Source organism: Pseudomonas uvaldensis, assembly GCF_021271205.1.
In the GTDB taxonomy this organism is placed as follows: Bacteria; Pseudomonadota; Gammaproteobacteria; order Pseudomonadales; family Pseudomonadaceae; genus Aquipseudomonas; species Aquipseudomonas uvaldensis.
The window spans coordinates 1-19,537 of sequence record NZ_JAIWKS010000011.1; the positions used below are offsets into that span (position 1 = coordinate 1).

Genomic DNA, 19,537 nt, shown 5'->3' on the forward strand with positions numbered 1-19,537 from the left:
AAGCGCCCTGCTGGCCTGTCCGGGGATCCGGGAAGCCGTGGTCATCGCCCGCGAAGACAGCCAGGGCGATTCGGAGAACAAACGCCTGGTGGCCTATGTCTGCGGCGAGCCGGTCCCGGCCGAGCAACTGCGCAGTGCCTTGTTGAACGGATTGCCCGAGTACATGGTACCCAGCGCCTTCGTTCACCTGGACCGCCTGCCCCTGACCGCCAATGGCAAGCTCGACCGCCGCGCATTACCGGAACCGGGCCAGGATGCGCTCGCCAGCAAGGCCTACGAGGCGCCGCAGGGCGACACCGAGGTCGCCATTGCCGAAATCTGGAAAGGCTTGTTGCACCTGGACCAAGTCGGCCGTCATGACGGTTTCCTCGAACTGGGCGGGCACTCGCTGCTGGCTGTACAGCTGCTCTCGCGGCTGCGACGCAAGCTCGGCGCGCGGGTCACCCTGCGCGAGCTGTTCGACGCACCGACCGTGCGCGGCCTCGCCGCGCTGGTCCAAGCCGCGTCGCCCACCGAGGCGGCATCGATTCCCCTGGCCAATCGCTCGGGACGACTGCCCTTGTCATTCTCCCAGCAACGGTTGTGGTTCCTCGACCACCTGGACCACGCGGCCGGCGCCGCCTACCACTTGCCATTGGCCTTGCGCCTGAAGGGGCCGCTGGACAAGACCGCCCTGCAGGCAACCCTCGATCGCCTGGTGGCGCGCCATGAAACCCTGCGTACCCGCTTCGAGCTTGTGGACGGCGAACCGGTGCAGAAAATCGCCCCGGCCGACTACCGCTTCCCGCTGGAACACCAGGACCTGCGCCAGATGTTCGCCGACGAACGCAGCGCCACGCTGGAACGCCTCGGCCAGGCCAACGCAACGCAGCTGTTCGATTTGAGCCGGGGTCCGCTGATGCGCGGTCATCTGGTGCAGTTGGCGGACGAAGAGCATGTGTTGTTCATGACGTTGCACCACATCGTCTCCGATGGCTGGTCCAACAGCGTACTCGCCCGTGAAGTCAGCGTGCTCTACAGCGCCTTCGCCCAAGGCGAGAAAGACCCGCTGCCACCGTTGGCGCTGCAATATGTGGACTACGCCGCCTGGCAGCGCAAGTCCCTGGAAGGCCCGGCGCTGCAAGCCCAGATCGACTTCTGGCGCCAGCATCTGGAGGGCGCCCCGGCCCTGCTGAACCTGCCGCTGGATCGCCCGCGCCCGGCGATACAAAGCTATGCCGGCGGTATCGTCGATTGTGTCTTCACCCCGTCCCTGAGCGCCGACCTGCGCGCATTCAGCCAGGCCCAGGGCACCACGTTGTTCATGGTGCTGTTGGCCGGCTGGTCGGTGTTGATGAGCCACCTGAGCGGACAGCACGATGTAGTGGTCGGTACGCCAGTGGCCAACCGTCAACGTCCGGAGCTGGAGGCCTTGATCGGTTTCTTCGCCAACACCCTGGCGTTGCGGGTCGACACCGGTCGCGACAGCCGCATCGAAACGCTGCTGGAGCGGATCAAGCATCTGACCCTGGCGGCATACAGCCATCAGGACTTGCCCTTCGAGCAGGTGGTCAGCGCCTTGCAGCCGACCCGCAGCATGAGCCATAGCCCGTTGTTCCAAGTGATGTTGAGCCTGGACAATACGCCACCCTCACCGCTGCAATTACCGGGGCTGGAGGTACAGACCCTGGACAGCCCCCACAACACCACGCAGTTCGATCTGTCGCTATCGCTGGTCGACAACGGCGAGCGCATCAGCGGCAGCCTGCAATACGCCAACGACCTCTTTGACACGGTGACCGTGCAAAACATTGCCCGACTGTTCGCCACGGTCCTGGAAAACCTGGTGGCCGACCCACAACAGTCTGTCGGACAGTTGTTGGAAAACACCCCGCCGCTGGTGCGCTCGGCCAACGCCGTGACGCAACCGGTCGATACCGCGGACACGGTCGAGGCCTTGCCGTACGAAGCGCCGCAGGGCGATACCGAACTCGCCATCGCTACACTTTGGCAAGACTTGTTCAAACGGGAGCGAATCAGCCGACACGACGATTTCTTCAGTCTTGGCGGGATTTCGTTGATGGCCGTCCAGATGGCCTCGCGGCTGCGCAAAGTGCTGGGTAAACCCATTGCCGTGCGCGACCTGTTCGTCGAGCCTACCATCGCCGGTTTTGCCAGGACCCTCGACGGTCAAACCCGACCGGGCGCCCACGGCAACCTGGTACCGATCCGTCGTACCGGTTCCCAGCGGCCGCTGTTCCTCGTTCACCCCCTGGGCGGCGAAGTGCAATACGCCCGGGACCTGGCAACGGCGCTGGATCCCCAGACGCCCGTCTACGGTCTGGCCGCCAGCGGCCTGGTGGCCGGCGAGGCGCCGCTGTCGGACGTCGCGGCCATGGCGACGCGTTACCTGTCGGCCATCCGCCAGGTACAGCCGCAAGGACCGTACCGGATCGCCGGTTGGTCGGCCGGTGGCCTGATCGCCTATGAAATGGCCCGTCAGCTCCAGGCCGGTGGTGAGACCCTGGAATTCCTCGGCATCATCGATGCTTCGGCACGCCCTGATCCGGTATCGACTCCGGCGGTGAGCGAGGCGCAGTTTCTGATGGCCTGGCTCCCCGAGCAGATCGATCCGGACCTGTCCCGGCAACTGACGGAGATGGCCCGGGACTCCGCCATCGAGGCAATGCTGGCGCTGTGCACGGCCCATCGCCTGCTGCCGGAGGAACTGCCTCATGACATCGACGCGGGCCTGCTGCGCACGCACCTGGCGGTGGCCTATGCCACACGACAAGCCATCGGCGCCTATGTCAGCCCACCGAGCCCACTCAAGGTGTCGCTGTTCACGGCCAGCGAACAGCAGCGCAGCGACCCGACTCTGGGCTGGCGCGCACTGCTCCAGGATCGGGTGAGCGTGACGGCCCTTCCCGGAACGCACAATACCGTGGTCAAGGCCCCCCATGTCGCCCGGCTGGGCGAGGCGATCAACCAGGAGCTGAGAACCGCCATGGCGTCATGAACCCACTGTCTCTGGGTGGAAGCGAAGCTTGCTCGCGGTCGTGGAAAGGCAGTCGGCGCAGAAGCGACTGTCCGGACGTCATCGCGAGCAGGCTCGCTCCCACAAGGATCAGTGGCGAACACAATCATCATGAACTCCAGGAAAACTGTGGGAGCGGGCCTGCTCGCGATAAAGCCCCGGATAGAGGGCGGGCCAGGTGTCCCTGTTTTCCGCCACAGACTTTTCCCACCCGGCACGGCTTAATACCTCCCTGGAAGCTGAATCGTTTTAGTGGATGGAGTCCACGGGCGATAGCCGGTTCATCACTCACCGCACGATCACTCTGGAGGGAACCTTATGCATGTGATCATTACGGCTGTCGGCTCAGCCGGCGATGTTCATCCTTTCGTTGGCATCGGTCGCACGCTCGCAGCCAGGGGGCACCGGATAACGTTTTGCGCCAGTGCCGCGTTCGCCCCGTTGATAGAGCGTTGTGGCTTCGAATTCCTGCCCCTGGGCACCCGCGAAGAGTATGACGAAGTCATGGCCGATCCCGCGCTATGGCATCCACGGACATCCCTTCCAACGCTATGGAAAACCATCGCCAGCACCCTGCACGAACAATACCGGCTGCTGGAACAGGCGTGTGATGATCAGACCGTCCTGCTGGGGTCCCTGTGGGCATTCTCTGCCCGGCTGCTACAGGAAAAAACCGGTATCCCACTGGTCACCGCACAGGTCTCGCCGTTCGGTTTCTGGTCCGCCGCCGCGCCCTCCACCCATCCACCGGGAACGAACCTGCCGGCGTTCGTGCCCTATCCGGTGAAACGGCTGCTGCTGGGGGTCATAGAACGCGCTTTCCTCGATCGGGTCATGGCGCCAGAGCTCAACAGCTTCCGCCGCGAACTGGGATTGCCGCCCATCAAACGCATTATCAGCCAATGGATTTCGTCCCCGGATCGGGTGCTGGGATTGTTTCCGGAGTGGTTCGCCCCCGTACAGCATGACTGGCCCGCCCAGACCGTGCTGACCGGCTTCCCGCTGTTCGATGAGTCGGGCTTCCAACCGATCGATACCGAACTGGACGACTTCCTGAACGAAACCTCGCCGGTAGTGTTTACTCCCGGCTCGACCATGGTCAACAGCGAGCAGTATTTCACGGCTGCCGTCCAGGCCTTGAAGTTGATCAATCGGCGTGGTGTGTTCCTGACCAGCCAACCCATCGACCCGACGGTGTCTACCGAAGGCCGGGTCCTGGTGCGTCGCTATGTGCCGATGAGTCGCATCCTACCCCGGAGTTCGGCGCTGGTGCACCACGGAGGCGTCGGGACCACCGCCCTGGCGATGGCGGCTGGTGTGCCGCAGATCGCCACGCCATTTGCCCATGACCAATTCGACAACGCCGCACGAATGGAACGGTTGGGCTGCGGTGTGCGGGTGTTCCCGCCCGCCTCCGCCGAATCGTTGGCCACGGCACTGGACAACGTCCTGAACAGCCAGGAAATACGTGCCCATTGCGATCGCTATCGTGCGCTGATCCCGGACGGCGAGAGCGCCAGTGAAGCGGCGGCGTTGCAGATCGAAGCACTCGCCCGCACCGCCAGGCACCGCGCAGCATAAGCCCGCAGCCACGCGGCGGGTGCATGGATGAATCAGTCACCGACGGGAAGCGGCCATCCGTTTGCCGTCGGGCTTTGAAAAGGACGACGGACATGGACGTGCTTTACCCCCTTACTGCCCCACAACTGGACATCTGGCTGGACCAGGTCCTGCACGGAGATAGCCCGCTCTACAACATTGGCGGCTATGCACGCATCAACGGAGCGGTCGATGCCTCGCGGATGCGACTGGCCGTCCAGCAAGTGGTCGACCGTCATGACGCGTTGCGCATCCAGCTGGTACCCGGCTCGCCTGACCATCCCCTGCCGCGACAGCGCTTCCTGGCGTCTGTGAATGTTCCGCTGGCTCTGCACGATGTATCCGGACAGGCCGATCCTGAAGCCAGCGCACTGGCCTTGCTGCAAACCAACCTGCAAGCGCCGTTTTCCTTCGACAGTGGATTGCTGTTTCGCGCGGCCCTGCTCAAGGTGCGGGAAGACCTCTACTATTTTTTCGTCAACTGTCACCACCTGATCATCGATGGCTGGTCCTTCGCCATGATCGGCCGGGCCATCAGCCAGGCCTATACCGCCCTTTCGGACCCGGCACAAACGCGGGTGCCGGCGCCCACCTACCAGGCGTATGTCGAGCAGCAATCCGACACCGACAAGCACTCGCCGTCGGTGCGTCGCCAGCGCCAATACTGGCTGGACAAGTACCGCACCCTACCCGAGCCACTGCTCGCACCCCGCTATCAAGGTCGATTCGCCCAGCGCGTGGCCCCCAGCCGCAACCATGCCTGGCGCTTGCCCCGAGCGCTGTACGACCGCCTTGGTGAGCAGGCCAGGGCACGCGGCCAGGGGACGGTTTTTCACGCCATGGTGGGCCTGCTGTACACCTACTTTGTCCGCGTGACCCTGCGCGATGAAATCGTGATCGGCCTGCCGATCCTCAATCGCGCCAACGCCACGCACAAAGCCACGGTCGGCCTGTTCGTCGGCATGAGTCCGGTGCGCCTGAGCCTGGGCACCGACTTGGGCTTCAGTGAATTGGTTGCCAGGATTGCCCTGATGCTCAAGCAGGATTACCGCCATCAACGCTACCCGTTGAGCGAGCTGAACCGCGAGTTGGGCCTGCAGAACCTGGGCCGGCGGCAGTTGTTCGACCTGGTGGTGTCCTACGAGCAGGACCAGGACACCCGGTACGGTTCGGCCCTTGCACAACCGGTCAAGCTCAGCAACGGCTATGAACAGATGCCCTTGGCGATGCACATTCGTGAAGCCGCCCCAGAGGACGACGTGTGGATGCATTTCATCTACAACGAAGCCTACTTCGATGCGGCGCAGATCGAGGCATTGCAACAACGTTTCATGAGCCTCCTGGACCGGGTGCTCGCTGATTTCGACGCGCCGGTCAAGACGCTCGATCTCATGCCACCCGCGGAGCGTGAACAGGTATTGACCGGGTGGAACAGTACCCGCGTCGACTATCCCAGGGACGTGCTGCTACATCAGTTGATCGAAGCGCGGGTGGCCACACATCCCGAAGCGATAGCCGTCCGGTTCGAAGACCGGACGCTGACCTATGAGGAACTGAACCAACAGGCCAACCGGCTGGCCCATGCCTTGATAGAGATGGGTGTCCGCCCCGACGCCCGGATCGCCATCTGCCTGGAACGGAGCCTGGAGATGGTGGTGGGCCTGCTGGGGATCCTCAAGGCGGGCGGTGCCTATGTGCCCCTGGACCCTGGTTACCCGGCCGATCGCCTGGAACACATGCTGAGGGATTGCACCCCCAGCGCATTGATCACCACCCGTGCGCAACTGGCGAACCTGCCCGCCGTGATATCGCCAGTGCTGTGTCTGGACACCGATTCCGAACACATGGTTCGTCAACCGGCGCACAACCCTGACGCCAGCGCACTGGGATTGACGCCGCGGCACCTGGCCTACGTGATCTACACCTCCGGTTCTACCGGTATGCCCAAGGGTGTCATGAACCAGCATGACGGGGTGGTGAACCGATTGCTCTGGGCTCGCGATACCTATCAGGTCGATGAGCACAGTCGCATCCTGCAGAAAACGCCGTTCAGCTTCGACGTCTCCGTCTGGGAGTTCTTCCTGCCGCTGCTGAGCGGCGCGCAACTGGTCGTGGCCGCCCCCGGTGGACATCAGGATCCTCGCTATCTGATGGAGATCATGGCGACCACCGGCATCACCCTGCTGCATTTCGTACCGTCGATGCTGCAGGTCTTCCTCGATCAGGTCGTGCCACAGCGCTTGCCCGCACTCAAGCAGGTGCTGTGCAGTGGCGAAGCGTTGCCCCCTGCGTTGCAGGAGCGCTTTTTCCACCACCTGCCGCAGGTACAGTTGCATAACCTCTATGGCCCTACCGAGGCGGCCATCGACGTAACGGCCTGGCAATGCCGCCCCGATGTGCACCCGGGTATCGTTCCCATCGGTCATCCCATTGCCAATACCCGGCTCTATGTCCTTGATGAACACCTGCAGCCGCTGCCGCCGGGTATCGCCGGCGAACTTCACATCGGCGGCATCGGCGTGGCGCGAGGCTATTTGAACCGTCCGCAGCTGACGGCCGAACGGTTCATCCGCGACCCGTTCCAGGCCACCCCCGAAGCCCGCCTGTACAAAACCGGTGACCTCGGGCGCTGGCTGCCCGATGGCTGCCTCGAATACCTCGGACGCAACGACTTCCAGGTGAAGATCCGTGGCCTGCGTATCGAGCTCGGCGAGATCGAAGCGCACCTGGCGGCCTGCGAAGGGGTCAAGGAAGTGGCAGTGATCGCCCGCCAGGCAGGCGACGGGGACGCGTTCCTCAGCGCTTATCTGGTGAGCGAGACCGGCAGCACCCTTTGCCCACAAAGTCTGCGCGAGGCCTTGCGCAGGCAGGTGCCGGACTACATGGTGCCCCGCCACTTGATCCAGCTCGAACAACTGCCCTTGAACGCCAATGGCAAGCTGGACCGAAAAGCCTTGCCCGAACCGGAGCACACCTCTGGCAGCACCGATGCGACGGCGCCTCGCAATCCGTTGGAACAGACGCTGGCCGAACTCTGGGCAGACAACCTGAATCGACCCGCGCCGGGCATTCACGACAACTACTTCATGTTGGGCGGCGACTCCCTGAAAGTCATCCACTTGCAGATCCAGGCCCGTGAACAAGGGATCGGGCTGACGCTGGCACAGGTCTACCAGCACCCGACCATCGCAGAGCTGGCGCAAAGCCTCCAGGCGCCGAACCTCACGCCGACGTCGCTGCTGCCCTCGACGCACGTCGTGCCTTTCGCCCAGGTTCCAGAGGCGATCCGCCAGGCCAGCGAGGGTGAATTCGATGATGTGTTCGCGGCCTCGCAGTTGCAGGTCGGGATGATTTACCACTCGATGATGCACCCGGACTCGGCGATCTATCACGACATCTTCCGCTACCGCCTGCGCTTGCATTGGGATCCGGTGGCCTGGGAACGTGCCTGCGACGCCTTGATCCGCCGCCACCCGGCATTGCGCATGTCGTTCGATATCGGACATGCCGAGATTCCCATGGCCCGCGTGCACGCCAGGGTCGAATCGCCTGTGCAGGTCATCGATACCCTGTCGCTGAGCGCGCAGGCCCGTGCCCAGGTCATCGACGCCTACGTGGAGGAACGCAAGCGTCACCGCGAGGACTGGCAGCGAGCGCCGCTGTATCAGTTCTGCGTGTTCGTGGCGGCGGAGGAAATCGACCTGGTGTTGAGCTTCCACCATGCGATTCTCGACGGCTGGAGCGTTGCGACGCTCATGCGCGACCTGGTCACCCTCTACACCTCGGCGCCGGACACAAAGCCATTGCCCCGGCTGAGTACCACGCCCGCCGATTTCATCGTCCTGGAACGGCAGGCCATGGCGAATGACGACCACCGCCGCTTCTGGGGTGCCTACCTCAGCGATGCACCCGCCGCGTCCATGACCAGCTGGGTGCCGGCGGTTGCGCCGGATCCGACGCCTCACCGCTCGGCCTACCGGGAAATTCCCGCGGCTGAACTGGCACGACTCGAAGCGTTCTGCCGCGACCACGACCTGCCGCTGCGTGCGGTATTGCTGGCCGCCCACGGTTTCGCGCAAGCCATCCTGTCCAACCATAAAGAGGTATTGTGCGGCGTCATCAGTCATGGCCGGCCTGAGTTCGAAGACGCGGCCTCGGTCCTGGGCCTGTTCCTCAACACCCTGCCCGTACGCTTCAGTGCCCGGGGCTCGAATTGGCTGGAGGTAATCCGCGCAACGGCCGCCGAGGAGCGAAAGGTCTTTGCACATCGACGCTATCCATTCGCCCTGATCCATCGCGATACCGCTGTCGCCCTGAATGTCGTGTTCAACTACGTCGATTTCTATGTGCTCAAGGACATGGTGGCCCGGGACGCAGAGATCCTCGTCGAATGGCAGACCACCGAAGCCAGCAACTACGACCTGCTGACCACCCTGGGTCGCCATCCTGGCAATGGTTCGCTGATGTTGAAGATGGATTACTGCACGGCACGCGTCGCCACGTGCCAGGCCGAGGCTTACGCCGATTATCTGCTGCGCACCCTTGACCTGATGATCGCCGAGCCCGACGCCCAGCCTCGCATACCGGCCTGGCTCCCCGACCTCGGGCCAACCAACCCTGTGCCAGCGCCGTTGCCTCGGCACAATTTATCGATCCTGCTGGAGCACAGCCTGTCGCACCATAGCGAGCAAACGGCCCTGAGCTTCAACCAGACCCGCCTGTCCTATCGCCAGCTGCGTGACCGTTGCGCACAGCTGGCCGATTGGCTATCCCGGCACGGTATCGGCCAGGGGGATCGGGTAGCCATCATGATGCCCCGCTCCCCCGAGCTGATCGTTGCCCTGCTCGGTGTCGTCCAGGCCGGCGCGGCCTATGTGCCGATCGATCTGAGCTATCCCCATGACCGCATCAGGCTGATCCTGAAAGACTCACAGCCAGGCCTGGTGTTGTTCGCCGATGCGTCGCAAGATCTCGCGGCACTCGCCGGCAAGACGGTGCAGCGCCATTGGGATAGCGTGACGGCGGAGTTCGACGACGACCTGGCGCGCTGCCATGAACGGGTTGCCCTCGTGGCCGACACCATCGCCGGTGAAGATAACGCTTACGTGCTCTACACGTCGGGCTCCACAGGACGCCCCAAGGGCGTGGCGATGCCCCACCGTGCGCTGACCAACATGATCGTTTGGCAGATTCGCCAGCAGCCCCAGCACACCCCGGCGGCCGCACCGCTGAAGACTCTGCAGTATTCGCCCATTTCGTTCGATGTATCGTTCCAGGAAATTTTCTCCACGGTGTGCTGCGGCGGGGAATTGGTCTTGATCGACGAAGGGCTGCGCTATGACTTCATCCGGCTGCTGAAGTTGATCCGCGAACAAGGCATCAGTCGCCTTTTCCTGCCCTACGTTGCCTTTCAGGGGTTGGCCGAAGTGGCGCTGCAACTCGGCATTCGACCTGTTTCGTTGCGCCAGATCAACGTGGCCGGCGAACAACTGAAAATCACCGGTGAAATCCGCAACCTGATCGATAGCCTCGAAGATTGCCGGGTTGAAAACCATTATGGTCCCACCGAAGCCCACGTGGTCACGAGCCTGACACTCGAAGATGCCGCGGCGGCCTGGCCGAGCATGCCGCCCATCGGCACGCCCATCGAAGGGGTGCGCATGCACGTGCTGGACGCAGCGGGCGAGGCCTGCCCTGTGGGCGTCATGGGAGATCTTTATATCGAAGGCACCTGCCTGGCGAACGGTTACTGGAACCGTCCCGACCTGACTGACGAACGCTTCGTCTATCGCCAGCTGGAAGGCAAGGCCCGTCGCCTGTACGAAACCGGCGACATCGGGTTCTATCTGCCTTCGGGCGATCTGGTCTATCAGGGCCGCAGCGACGCCCAGGTCAAGATCCGCGGCTATCGCGTCGAGCTGGGTGAAATCGAACTGGCCATCCTCGGCTCCACCCGGTTCGGCGCGGAGATTCAACAGGTGGCCGTCATCGACAAGCCAGCGGCGGACGGCAGCCGTTACCTGGTGGGCTTCATCCAGGCCATCCCGGGCCGTCAGCCGGACCTGGACCAACTCAAGGCCGAAATGCGCCTGGCGCTGCCCGACTACATGGTACCGACCACGCTGGCCGGCATCGTCCGGATCCCACTGGGCCCGACCGGCAAGATCGACCGTCGACGCTTGCAGGAAGTCGAGGTCGAGAACACCTCGATACGCCCCTTTACCGGCCCGAGGAATGTCACCGAGGACCTGCTGCAGGCCTATTGGCAGGAAACCCTGGACCTGGAGAACATCAGCGTCCACGACAACTTCTTCGAGCTGGGCGGCAACTCCCTCAAGGCCGTGCAACTGGTTGCCATGCTGACCCGGCACCAGGGTTTCGAACCGTCGCTCTCCGACTTCATCCAGGCGCCGACCATCGCCGAGTTTGCCCAGGTGCTGCAACGGACCGAAGCCATGCGCCGGGACACCGGTGCGCTGGTGGATTTCAAGAACGCCAGCCAGGCACCTGCGCTGTTCCTGGTTCATCCCATCGGCGGCCATGTCTTGTGTTACGCCGCATTGGCCCGCGTTCTCAAAGACCAGGTCCATCTCTATGCCTTGCAGGCACCGGGGACCTGGGATGAACGCGGACCGCTGCAATCCGTGCAGGCCCAGGCGATCCATTATGCCGATGCCATCGAACAGGTCGCGCCACGAGGTCCCCTGAATATCGGTGGCTGGTCATATGGCGGCGTCGTTGCGTACGAGCTGGCAAGCGAGCTGCGCCGCCGTGGGCGACGCCTGCACAACGTGTTCCTGCTGGACACCATCGTGCGCATCAAGCAGGGCGAGGTGCAGATAGAACGCAGTGAATTCATGAACTGGTTCATGTGGGAGCTGCTCAGCGGCGACGGTCAGAAGGATTACGACTACCAGGCACTCGACTTCTCGTCCCTGGACGACCCGGATGCCTTCGATGCCATCAGGCAACACGGGATCGACCGTGGCCTGTTCGACGAAACCCTGACCCGGGCCACCCTGAACCAACTGTTCCAGGTCTTCCACGCCAACTGGCAATCCTTGCTGGACTACCGCTTCCCGCCGTTGGACCTGCCCATCACGTTGTTCGCTGCGGATGTCCAGCTACCCGATGTGCTGCAAGCCCCCCATGAATTGGTGGGGACCGCCTTCGCCGATCCCTACCGAGGCTGGCGTTCGATTGCGCCGCAGGTGCAGCGCATCGCCGTAGAGGGTGACCACCTGACGATGATGCGCGAACCGCACATCCGGCGAGTGGCCGAATTCATCAGATTACGCATGGACGCCGCACGGGCTGAGAACGCCAGCGCCAGGACGGCGTTCGTTTGAATCACCCCCCATTCGAAAAAAGGTGAACGACATGACTGAACCCAGGAAAGCCATCGTGGCAGGCGCCGGCATCGGTGGGCTGACCGCGGCCATCGCCCTGCAACGAGCAGGTTGGCAGGTCAGGGTCTTCGAAGCGGCCCAGACGCTCCGAACCGGCGGCACCGGATTGTCCATCATGGCCAATGCGATGGCGGCGCTGCACGCCATCGATGCCCACCTGCCCGTGGAACAGGCTGGCCAGGCAATCCGCCAGTTCTGCTTCAAGAGACAAAACGGCACGCCCATCACCCGCATGCCGATCCATGAGATCGGCGAACAACTGGGCCACCCCAGCGTGAATATCCAGCGCCCACTGTTGCTGCGCGCCCTCGCCGCGCAGCTCGCACCCGACACGCTGATCACCGGATTGCGTTGTGTGGGCTACGCCCATCGCCCGGACGGCGTGACAGTGCGGTTCGAGGATGGCAGCAGCCACGAGGCGGACCTGCTGATCGGCGCCGACGGCCTCAATTCGGTTGTCCGCCAGCAGATGCTCGGCGAGACGCCCACACGCGCCTCTGGCTATATCGCGTGGCTGGCGGTAACGCCCTTCAGCCATCCAGTGATGAGCGAAGGCTATGTGGCGCATTACTGGGGCCGTGGCAAACGCTTCGGGTTGTGTGACGTAGGGGACGGCCAGGCGTACTGGTGGGGAACCTGCAACCACGATAATGCCGCGCACGCCGCCTTGAACGTCAATAAACAAGAGGTCCGGGCGACTTATGCCGGCTGGGCGCCGGAAGTCATGGCAGCCATCGAGGCCACCCCCGAGAATGCATTACTGAAAATGCACGCCCGGGATCGTCCTCCGGTCAAACAGTTCTGCGACGGGCACGTGGTGCTGCTGGGCGATGCAGCCCATCCGATGTTGCCCAGCCTGGGCCAAGGCGCGGCACAAGCGATCGAAGACGCGGTGGTACTGGCCGACCGGCTGGCGCAAACGCCGGACTTGCGCACCGCGCTGGCCCTCTACCAGGCGTATCGACTGCCCCGGGCCAACGGGATCGTCAACGCCGCTCGCTTCATGAGCGGTATCGAACAGGCCGAATCGGCGGTTGCCTGCTGGGTCAGGGAACTGTATTTCCGCCTGGTCCCGCAAAGCAGCTGGCGCAAGAAAAACCTCGACATCCTGTCATTCAAGGGCGGCTTACAGCCGATCCCTGACTACGTCAATGACTGAAATTGACTCACGCATAGACAAAAAATGAAAAAAAAATTCAAAATCCGACGGAGCCCTCCATAATTGGAACTCAGATTCCGGCCCCTGCTGTCCGGAACGATCCGCCGCAACACCGCCAAAAAACGGACAGGACGTCACTCGAATGAGCCCGATAGCTGCGCAGTTCATTGGTTTAATAAGGATTTTCGAATCGCAAAAAGCCCCTGCCAAACCGCCAGTGCGGAAACTGATTTCCGCACTGGCGGAATCTGGTCTGGTGTCGTCGGTCAGACAACGCCCCTCCCGCTCCACACGATGTCCCTGTTTTCCCTTACAGATTTTTCCTACATGAGAATGCTTAATAGTCCCACCAGCTGAATCGTTTTTCATGCGAATGGATTCACAGGTGATATTGATCAACAGGTATTAATCCAGAAAGGCTTCAGCATTTTGGGAAGCGGTCGGATTTTCCTCCGTCAACGATCACTGAAATGCAAAGCAGTTTCGATATGCAGGATAAGCATATGAATCGACATGCGGTTTTTGGAGGTGCGCAAAACACGCACATCTACGCAGAGCTAGGAAGGCTGATTTCAAGTGTCGGACACGAGAGTTTCTTGACCAACATGCACCAGCTGATCGAAGCATCGGTGCCTGTCAGTCGACTCGAACTGAGCGAATGGACAGTTGACGATACTCAGACGAGCGTTCTCGATGTGCAGTTGCTGGGGGACGCGGGCCTGCAAAAAAGCCCCGAGATGCAATCCGTCTGTCCCACCACCGCGGTCCAGCGCAACGACCACCCCCTGGTGAAACGGGTGCTGGAAGTAGACGACGCCCTGCTGATCCACCTGGGCGCCAGGATGAAGGACGAAAGGGGTAACACCTGCCTCGGTACGTCCCACCAATGCAGCCTGATTTCCCGTAAAGGCAACCGCCGTTGCGTGATCTCGCTGCACCGACCGCAACTGCACCGTGACTTTTCCCTTCAGGAACTGTCCTTTCTGAAATACCTCTCCGAAACCTTGCTGCCACTGGCGGAGCGCCATGCCCATCTCAATCGCCAGTCAAGCGTCAAGGCCCCTGGCGGTGCTTCGGGTCACTCGCTCAATGCCGCGGAGCAAACGCAACTGCAGCGTGATTTCGATGAACGGTTGAGCCCGTGCGACGTCACGCTGTCGGTGCGGGAAAAAGAAGTCTGCCTGGGGCTTCTGGCCGGTGGCACGGTTCCGGAGATCGCGGAAAAACTCCAGGTCAAGAACAGCTCCATCGAAACCTACCTCAAGCGTGCCGCAGCCAAGCTTGGCGTCAGCGGGCGGCACGGGCTGGCGAAATGGATGATCGGATCATGACGAACCGGCGCGCAAGGCCGCTGCCCCGACAGACCCCGCCTGCCCGTGCCAACGGGGCTTGAGCAGGCACTATTGAGACAGGTCGATGCATAAATTCTTGAGCCCTCTGACAGCCGCCACCTTGCTGCTCGGCGGCTGTTCGCTGATTCCGGACTACCAGCGCCCCGCGGCCCCTGTCGCCGCGCAGTATCCGCAAACGTCGGCCTATGCTCCGGCACTATCAGGACCTGTCGCGGCCGACCAGGGCTGGCGCGACCTGTTTCGTGATCCGGCGCTGCAACAACTCATCGAGAGCGCACTGCGCAACAACCGCGACTTGCGCGTGGCGGCCCTGAACGTCCAGGCCTACCAGGCGCAATACCGGATCCAGCGTGCAGATCTGTTCCCGGCAGTCAGTGCCACCGGCGCCGGTTCGCGCCAGCGGGTGCCCGCCAGCATCACACAGACCGGCGATTCCGCAATCAGCAGTTCGTACTCCGCCACGCTGGGCATCAGCGCTTATGAACTCGACCTGTTCGGACGCATCCGCAGCCTCAGCGACCAGGCCTCGCTCGTCTACCTGTCCAGTGAAGAAGCCCGTCGCAGCACCCAGCTGAGCCTGGTAGCCAGTGTCGCCAGCGCCTACCTGACCTGGCGTGCCGATCAGGAATTGCTGGCGCTGACCCGCGACACCCTCCAATCCTTCGAACAGAGCCTGCGCCTGACAGAGCGCAGCAATCAGGTCGGCACTGCCTCGGCCCTGGACCTGAGCCAGTCGCGAACCTCGGTGGAAAGCGCCAGGGCCAGCCTCGCCAAGTTCCAGCGCCAGGTGGCCCAGGACTTCAACAACCTCACCCTGCTGGTCGGCGCATCGGTCGCCGATGACCTGCCTGCCCGGGCATTGTCGGAGGACTTGCTGGCCGAAGTCCCAGCGGGCCTGCCTTCGGACTTGCTGCAACGGCGACCGGATATCCTCGAGGCCGAATACCTGCTGCAATCGGCCAACGCCAACATCGGGGCCGCCCGTGCCGCGTTCTTCCCGAGCATCAGCCTGACCGCCAACGCCGGCAGTTCGAGCAACGAGTTGTCGGGATTGTTCAAGGGGGGATCGGGCACCTGGCTGTTCCAACCCCAGATCAACCTGCCGATCTTCAATGCGGGCAGCCTGCGGGCGAGCCTGGATTATTCGAAGATTCAGAAAGACATTCGTGTATCGCAGTATGAAAAATCGATCCAGACCGCCTTCCAGGAAGTATCCGATGGCCTGGCGGCCCGCAAGACCTATAAGGACCAGCTGATCGCACAGAACGATCTGGTACAGGCCAACCAGGACTATTACAGGCTGGCGGAGCGCCGGTACCGTATCGGCGTCGACAGCAGCCTGACGTTTCTCGATGCACAACGTTCGCTGTTCAGCGCCCGCCAGACGCTTATCGTCGATCGTTTGGCCCAGTTGCTCGCCGAAGTCAACCTGTACAAGGCGCTGGGTGGGGGTTGGCTCGAACGCACACAGACGCTGACTGCGAGGTGACTGATGATGGGTACATTCGAACCCGGAACGCTGGTTCGCTTACGCTCGGGAGGCAAGACCATGGTGGTCAAGCACGCCTCGTCCATCTCCCAACTGCCCGACACCCTGTTACTCCTGTGCGAGTACCGGGCCAAGAAACGCCTGGTACAGGGTTTCTATGCGATACGCGACCTGATCCCTGCCTCCGTAGACCCTGGCGGCGAAAACACCTGAGGGAATGAGAGACCCTCCCCCGCACGGCTTGTGGTCAGACCGTTCGCGAATACTGGACCGTCGGGGCCGCCTCCAGATAGGCATCGAAGGCCATCGCGACGCTGCGCATCATCAACTGCCCCTGGGGCAGCAGCACCAGTGTGTCGGGATGGATCTGCACCAGTTGGTCGCGTACCTGCTCCTGAAGCCGGACCAGCGCATCGGCGAAGTAGTCGGTGAAACGAACGCCATGGACGGCCTCGATGCGGGCGAAGTCGATCCTTCCATGACACATCAACTCACTGATGACTTCGCGCCGCACACAGTCGTCGGCGCTCAGGCGATAGCCACGCTGCACCGGCAGCAGCCCCTGCTCCAGGCGCGCGTAGTATTGGGAAAGTTCCTTGACGTTCTGGTTATAGCTGTCGTCGACCTTGCCGATTGAAGAGACCCCGAGACCGATCAGGTCACAATCGGCATGGGTCGAGTAGCCCTGGAAATTGCGCTGCAAGGTGCCTTCGGCTCGTGCACGCACCAGTTCATCGTCCGGCAGGGCGAAGTGGTCCATGCCGATGTAGACGTAACCGGCCTCGGTCAGGCGATTGATGGTCAGCTCCAGCAGCTCCAGCTTGCGCTCCGGTGGCGGCATGTCTTCCGGCCGGATCATCCGTTGCGCCCTCACCCGCTGCGGCAGGTGCGCGTAGCTGTAGGCGGCGATCCGGTCGGGACGCAGCGCGATGATCTTGCTCAGGGTAACGTCGAAACTGGCGACGGTTTGCAATGGCAGGCCGTAGATCAAATCGACACTGACCGACTTGAAGCGCGCCAGACGGGCGGCCTCCACCAATTGCGCAACCTGCGCTTCGCTTTGCACCCGATTCACCGCGGCCTGCACCTGGGCATCGAAATCCTGAACACCGAAGCTCAGACGGTTGAACCCCAATTGCCGCAAGCCCCGCACCCGTTCGGCACCGATGGTGCGCGGGTCGACCTCGATGGAGAACTCATGGGCGTCGCTGTCATCCATGTCGAAGGCCTGGCGCAGGCAGCCCATCAGATCGGCCAGTTGTTCATGGGACAGGTAGGTCGGAGTACCACCGCCCAGGTGAAGTTGGGTCAGCTTGCGCGAGCGGTCGAACAACGCTGCCTGCAAGGCGATTTCCCGCTTGAGGTACGTCAGGTATTCGGCCGCGCGGTGGGTCTTGCGGGTAATGATCTTGTTGCACGCGCAGTAATAGCAAAGGCTTTGGCAGAACGGGATATGGATGTACACCGATAACGGCTTGGGGATCGGTGCCTGGTTGCTGCGCTGGGCCGCCTGGCGATACTCATCCATGGCAAATGCCTGATGGAACTGCGGCGCGGTGGGATAGGACGTGTAGCGTGGCCCCGGACGGTCGTATTTCTCGACCAGGGCGCGGTTGAAACCGGAGGGGGCATTCATGGTGGATTCAGTTCTCGAGAAGTCGGGTCAAGTATCGGGTCGAAGGGCGCCGTTCCGGCCTCGTCCGGACGGGGGTCGAACAGTTCGCAGATCGCGTCCACGTCCAGTCGTCCGGCCGGCAGGATGCCGATGAAGCGGCTCGACAATTCGATCGATCCCTTGGCATGCAAGGTTTGCAGTTGCGGCCAGATCGAGGCGAAGTGTTCGCGAAAATCCAGCCCGAAACGTGCCTCGATGGCGGGGATATCCAGCTCCAGGTCACAGGCCAGGTGTTCGGTCACCGTCGCGCGGATCCGGTCCTGGGCTTCGCAACGCCAGCCACGCCAGACCGGTAGCTGTCCGGCGTCCAGTTGCTGGCGGTACTGCAGCAGGTCCTCGGTGTTCTGTACGTACAGATGTTCGATCTGAGAGACGGCCGCCAGCCCGAACCCCACATGATCGCAACAACCGTGTCGGGTAAACCCTTGGCAATTGCGATGCAGCCGTCCATGTTCCTGGGCAACCGCCAGGTCATCGTCGGCCCTGACGAACTGCCCTTGGCCGATGTAGTGATAGCCCGCTTCGAGCAACTGTTCGCAGCAGATCCGCGCCATGGCGTCCTTGTCGGACTGGCTACAAAAGGCTTCCACCGCTCCGGCGTTGACCGAACGGTAGCGCCAGGGCGCTCTGGCGTAATCGAACACATGCAAGCGATCCGGCTCCAGTTCGATCAACGTCGCCAATTTCACGGCAAAACTGCGGGGCGTCTGCCAGGCATGACCATAGCCGAGGTCGATGTTGACCGAGCGAAAACCGAAGGTTCGCGCCGCGTCGATCAGCGAATGGATCGGGGCCGGGTTCTGATAGCAGTCCACCGCCATGTCCCGGTCGACGCCCATGTCGGGCACACCGATGCTGACATGGGTGAAACCCTGGTCGCGTATCAAACCCATGGTTGCCCAGTCGGTGTGGTGCAGGTCCACTTCGATGCTATGGTCGCCGCTCTCGGAAAAGTCAAAGCGCTTGCGCAGATCGCCCATCAGTTGCTGCAAATGAGCGATCACCGGCGTCCCTCCGGTCAGCCAGAACTGCTCGACGCTGCGGCCTGCCCCCAGATGACAGCCGACCAGGCCCATCTCGTACTTCAGGCGTTGCAGATAAACGTCGATTTCGGCGCATCGGCAGACGCTGGCCAGTGGCGAGCAGGACGCCAGCCTCAAACGCGACGGCAGGTGCACCGACAGCGACAACGGCCGGCACTTGCGACGACTGTCGCGCAACCCCCGGAGCAGGTCGAGGGAGCCGACACCTCCGTGGAATTTATGAAACAGGTCGAACATGACAATCTCCGAGTGGTTGCCGGGACATTGTCCGTCTTGAGCCAGCTCCTCACCTTGACCTGTATCAAGCGCCCGGAACCCCACACCATCGGCTTACCAGGCGACGTAGAACATGGCCTTGGCCAGCAGCACGATTGCCACCAGATGCAAGAACACGCGGGTATGGATGATCCGGACACAATGGGCATTCATCCGACCGCGCCTGAACAGCCACATGGCCCAGAAAAAATGCCCCAGTACGCTGCCTGCCAGAAGAATCTTCAGCCCCAGCAGCAAACCGAACGATGAGTGCATGGGCGATATCAGCGCGGGCCAGTAGCGCAGCCAGACCATTGCAACGCCCGCCCCGAACAGCACCAGCAACACCCAGGGCATCAATTGCCGCGCTCGCTGGCTGATACCCTGTTCCAACAGCACCATGACCTTGGCGGGCAGTTGCTTGCGGATGCTCTCCAGGAACAGCACTTCGAAAAACACCGTGCCGACGAAGACCAGCGCGGCGAACAGGTGCAACGTCAGAAACAGCGGATAACTCATGGGGGATTCTTCACCGGCGGA

The 19,537-nt window shown here is 62.5% G+C and carries 11 protein-coding genes; 7 read left to right on the forward strand and 4 right to left on the reverse strand.

Annotated features, from left to right (window positions below; genetic code table 11):
• From LCU97_RS21935 to LCU97_RS21950, 4 genes are all read left to right on the forward strand, one after another.
• A partial coding sequence (locus LCU97_RS21935; RefSeq protein ID WP_232777750.1) for a condensation domain-containing protein occupies positions 1-2,998 on the forward strand: 2,998 nt, incomplete at its 5' end.
• 336 nt (positions 2,999-3,334) lie between these two features.
• Positions 3,335-4,597 carry a glycosyltransferase gene (locus LCU97_RS21940; protein WP_232777751.1) on the forward strand — a complete coding sequence of 421 codons (1,263 nt, stop codon included), beginning with the start codon at positions 3,335-3,337 and terminating at the stop codon, positions 4,595-4,597.
• A gap of 92 nt (positions 4,598-4,689) precedes the next feature.
• Positions 4,690-11,964 carry an amino acid adenylation domain-containing protein gene (locus LCU97_RS21945; protein ID WP_232777752.1) on the forward strand — a complete coding sequence of 2,425 codons (7,275 nt, stop codon included), beginning with the start codon at positions 4,690-4,692 and terminating at the stop codon, positions 11,962-11,964.
• Between the two features lie 31 nt (positions 11,965-11,995).
• Positions 11,996-13,183 carry an FAD-dependent monooxygenase gene (locus LCU97_RS21950; protein ID WP_232777753.1) on the forward strand — a complete coding sequence of 396 codons (1,188 nt, stop codon included), beginning with the start codon at positions 11,996-11,998 and terminating at the stop codon, positions 13,181-13,183.
• Here LCU97_RS21950 and LCU97_RS21955 read toward each other — a convergent pair.
• The gene (locus tag LCU97_RS21955; RefSeq protein WP_232777754.1) at positions 13,151-13,582 is read right to left on the reverse strand and encodes a hypothetical protein; all 432 of its coding nucleotides are present in this window, start codon (positions 13,580-13,582) and stop codon (positions 13,151-13,153) included. The genes LCU97_RS21950 and LCU97_RS21955 overlap by 33 nt on opposite strands.
• 104 nt (positions 13,583-13,686) lie before the next feature.
• Here LCU97_RS21955 and LCU97_RS21960 point away from each other — a divergent pair, with 104 nt between their 5' ends.
• From LCU97_RS21960 to LCU97_RS21970, 3 genes are all read left to right on the forward strand, one after another.
• Entirely contained in the window at positions 13,687-14,514 is an 828-nt protein-coding gene (locus tag LCU97_RS21960) for a helix-turn-helix transcriptional regulator (RefSeq protein WP_053158812.1), read from the forward strand.
• Between the two features lie 85 nt (positions 14,515-14,599).
• Positions 14,600-16,024 carry an AdeC/AdeK/OprM family multidrug efflux complex outer membrane factor gene (adeC, locus tag LCU97_RS21965; protein WP_053156922.1) on the forward strand — a complete coding sequence of 475 codons (1,425 nt, stop codon included), beginning with the start codon at positions 14,600-14,602 and terminating at the stop codon, positions 16,022-16,024.
• A 6-nt stretch (positions 16,025-16,030) separates the two neighbouring features.
• Complete coding sequence (locus LCU97_RS21970) at positions 16,031-16,237, forward strand: hypothetical protein (RefSeq protein ID WP_053156925.1); 207 nt, start codon at positions 16,031-16,033, stop codon at positions 16,235-16,237.
• A 34-nt stretch (positions 16,238-16,271) separates the two neighbouring features.
• Here LCU97_RS21970 and hemN read toward each other — a convergent pair whose 3' ends face one another.
• From hemN to LCU97_RS21985, 3 genes are all read right to left on the reverse strand, one after another.
• On the reverse strand, positions 16,272-17,660 hold the full coding sequence (hemN, locus tag LCU97_RS21975; protein ID WP_232777755.1) for an oxygen-independent coproporphyrinogen III oxidase: 1,389 nt from the start codon (positions 17,658-17,660) through the stop codon (positions 16,272-16,274).
• Complete coding sequence (locus tag LCU97_RS21980; RefSeq protein WP_232777756.1) at positions 17,657-18,979, reverse strand: oxygen-independent coproporphyrinogen III oxidase; 1,323 nt, start codon at positions 18,977-18,979, stop codon at positions 17,657-17,659. Before LCU97_RS21980 ends, hemN begins: the two co-directional genes overlap by 4 nt.
• Positions 18,980-19,072: 93 nt before the next feature.
• Positions 19,073-19,516, reverse strand: coding sequence for a CopD family copper resistance protein (locus LCU97_RS21985; RefSeq protein WP_232777757.1), 444 nt, complete (start codon positions 19,514-19,516; stop codon positions 19,073-19,075).
• Between the last annotated feature and the right edge of the window lie 21 nt (positions 19,517-19,537).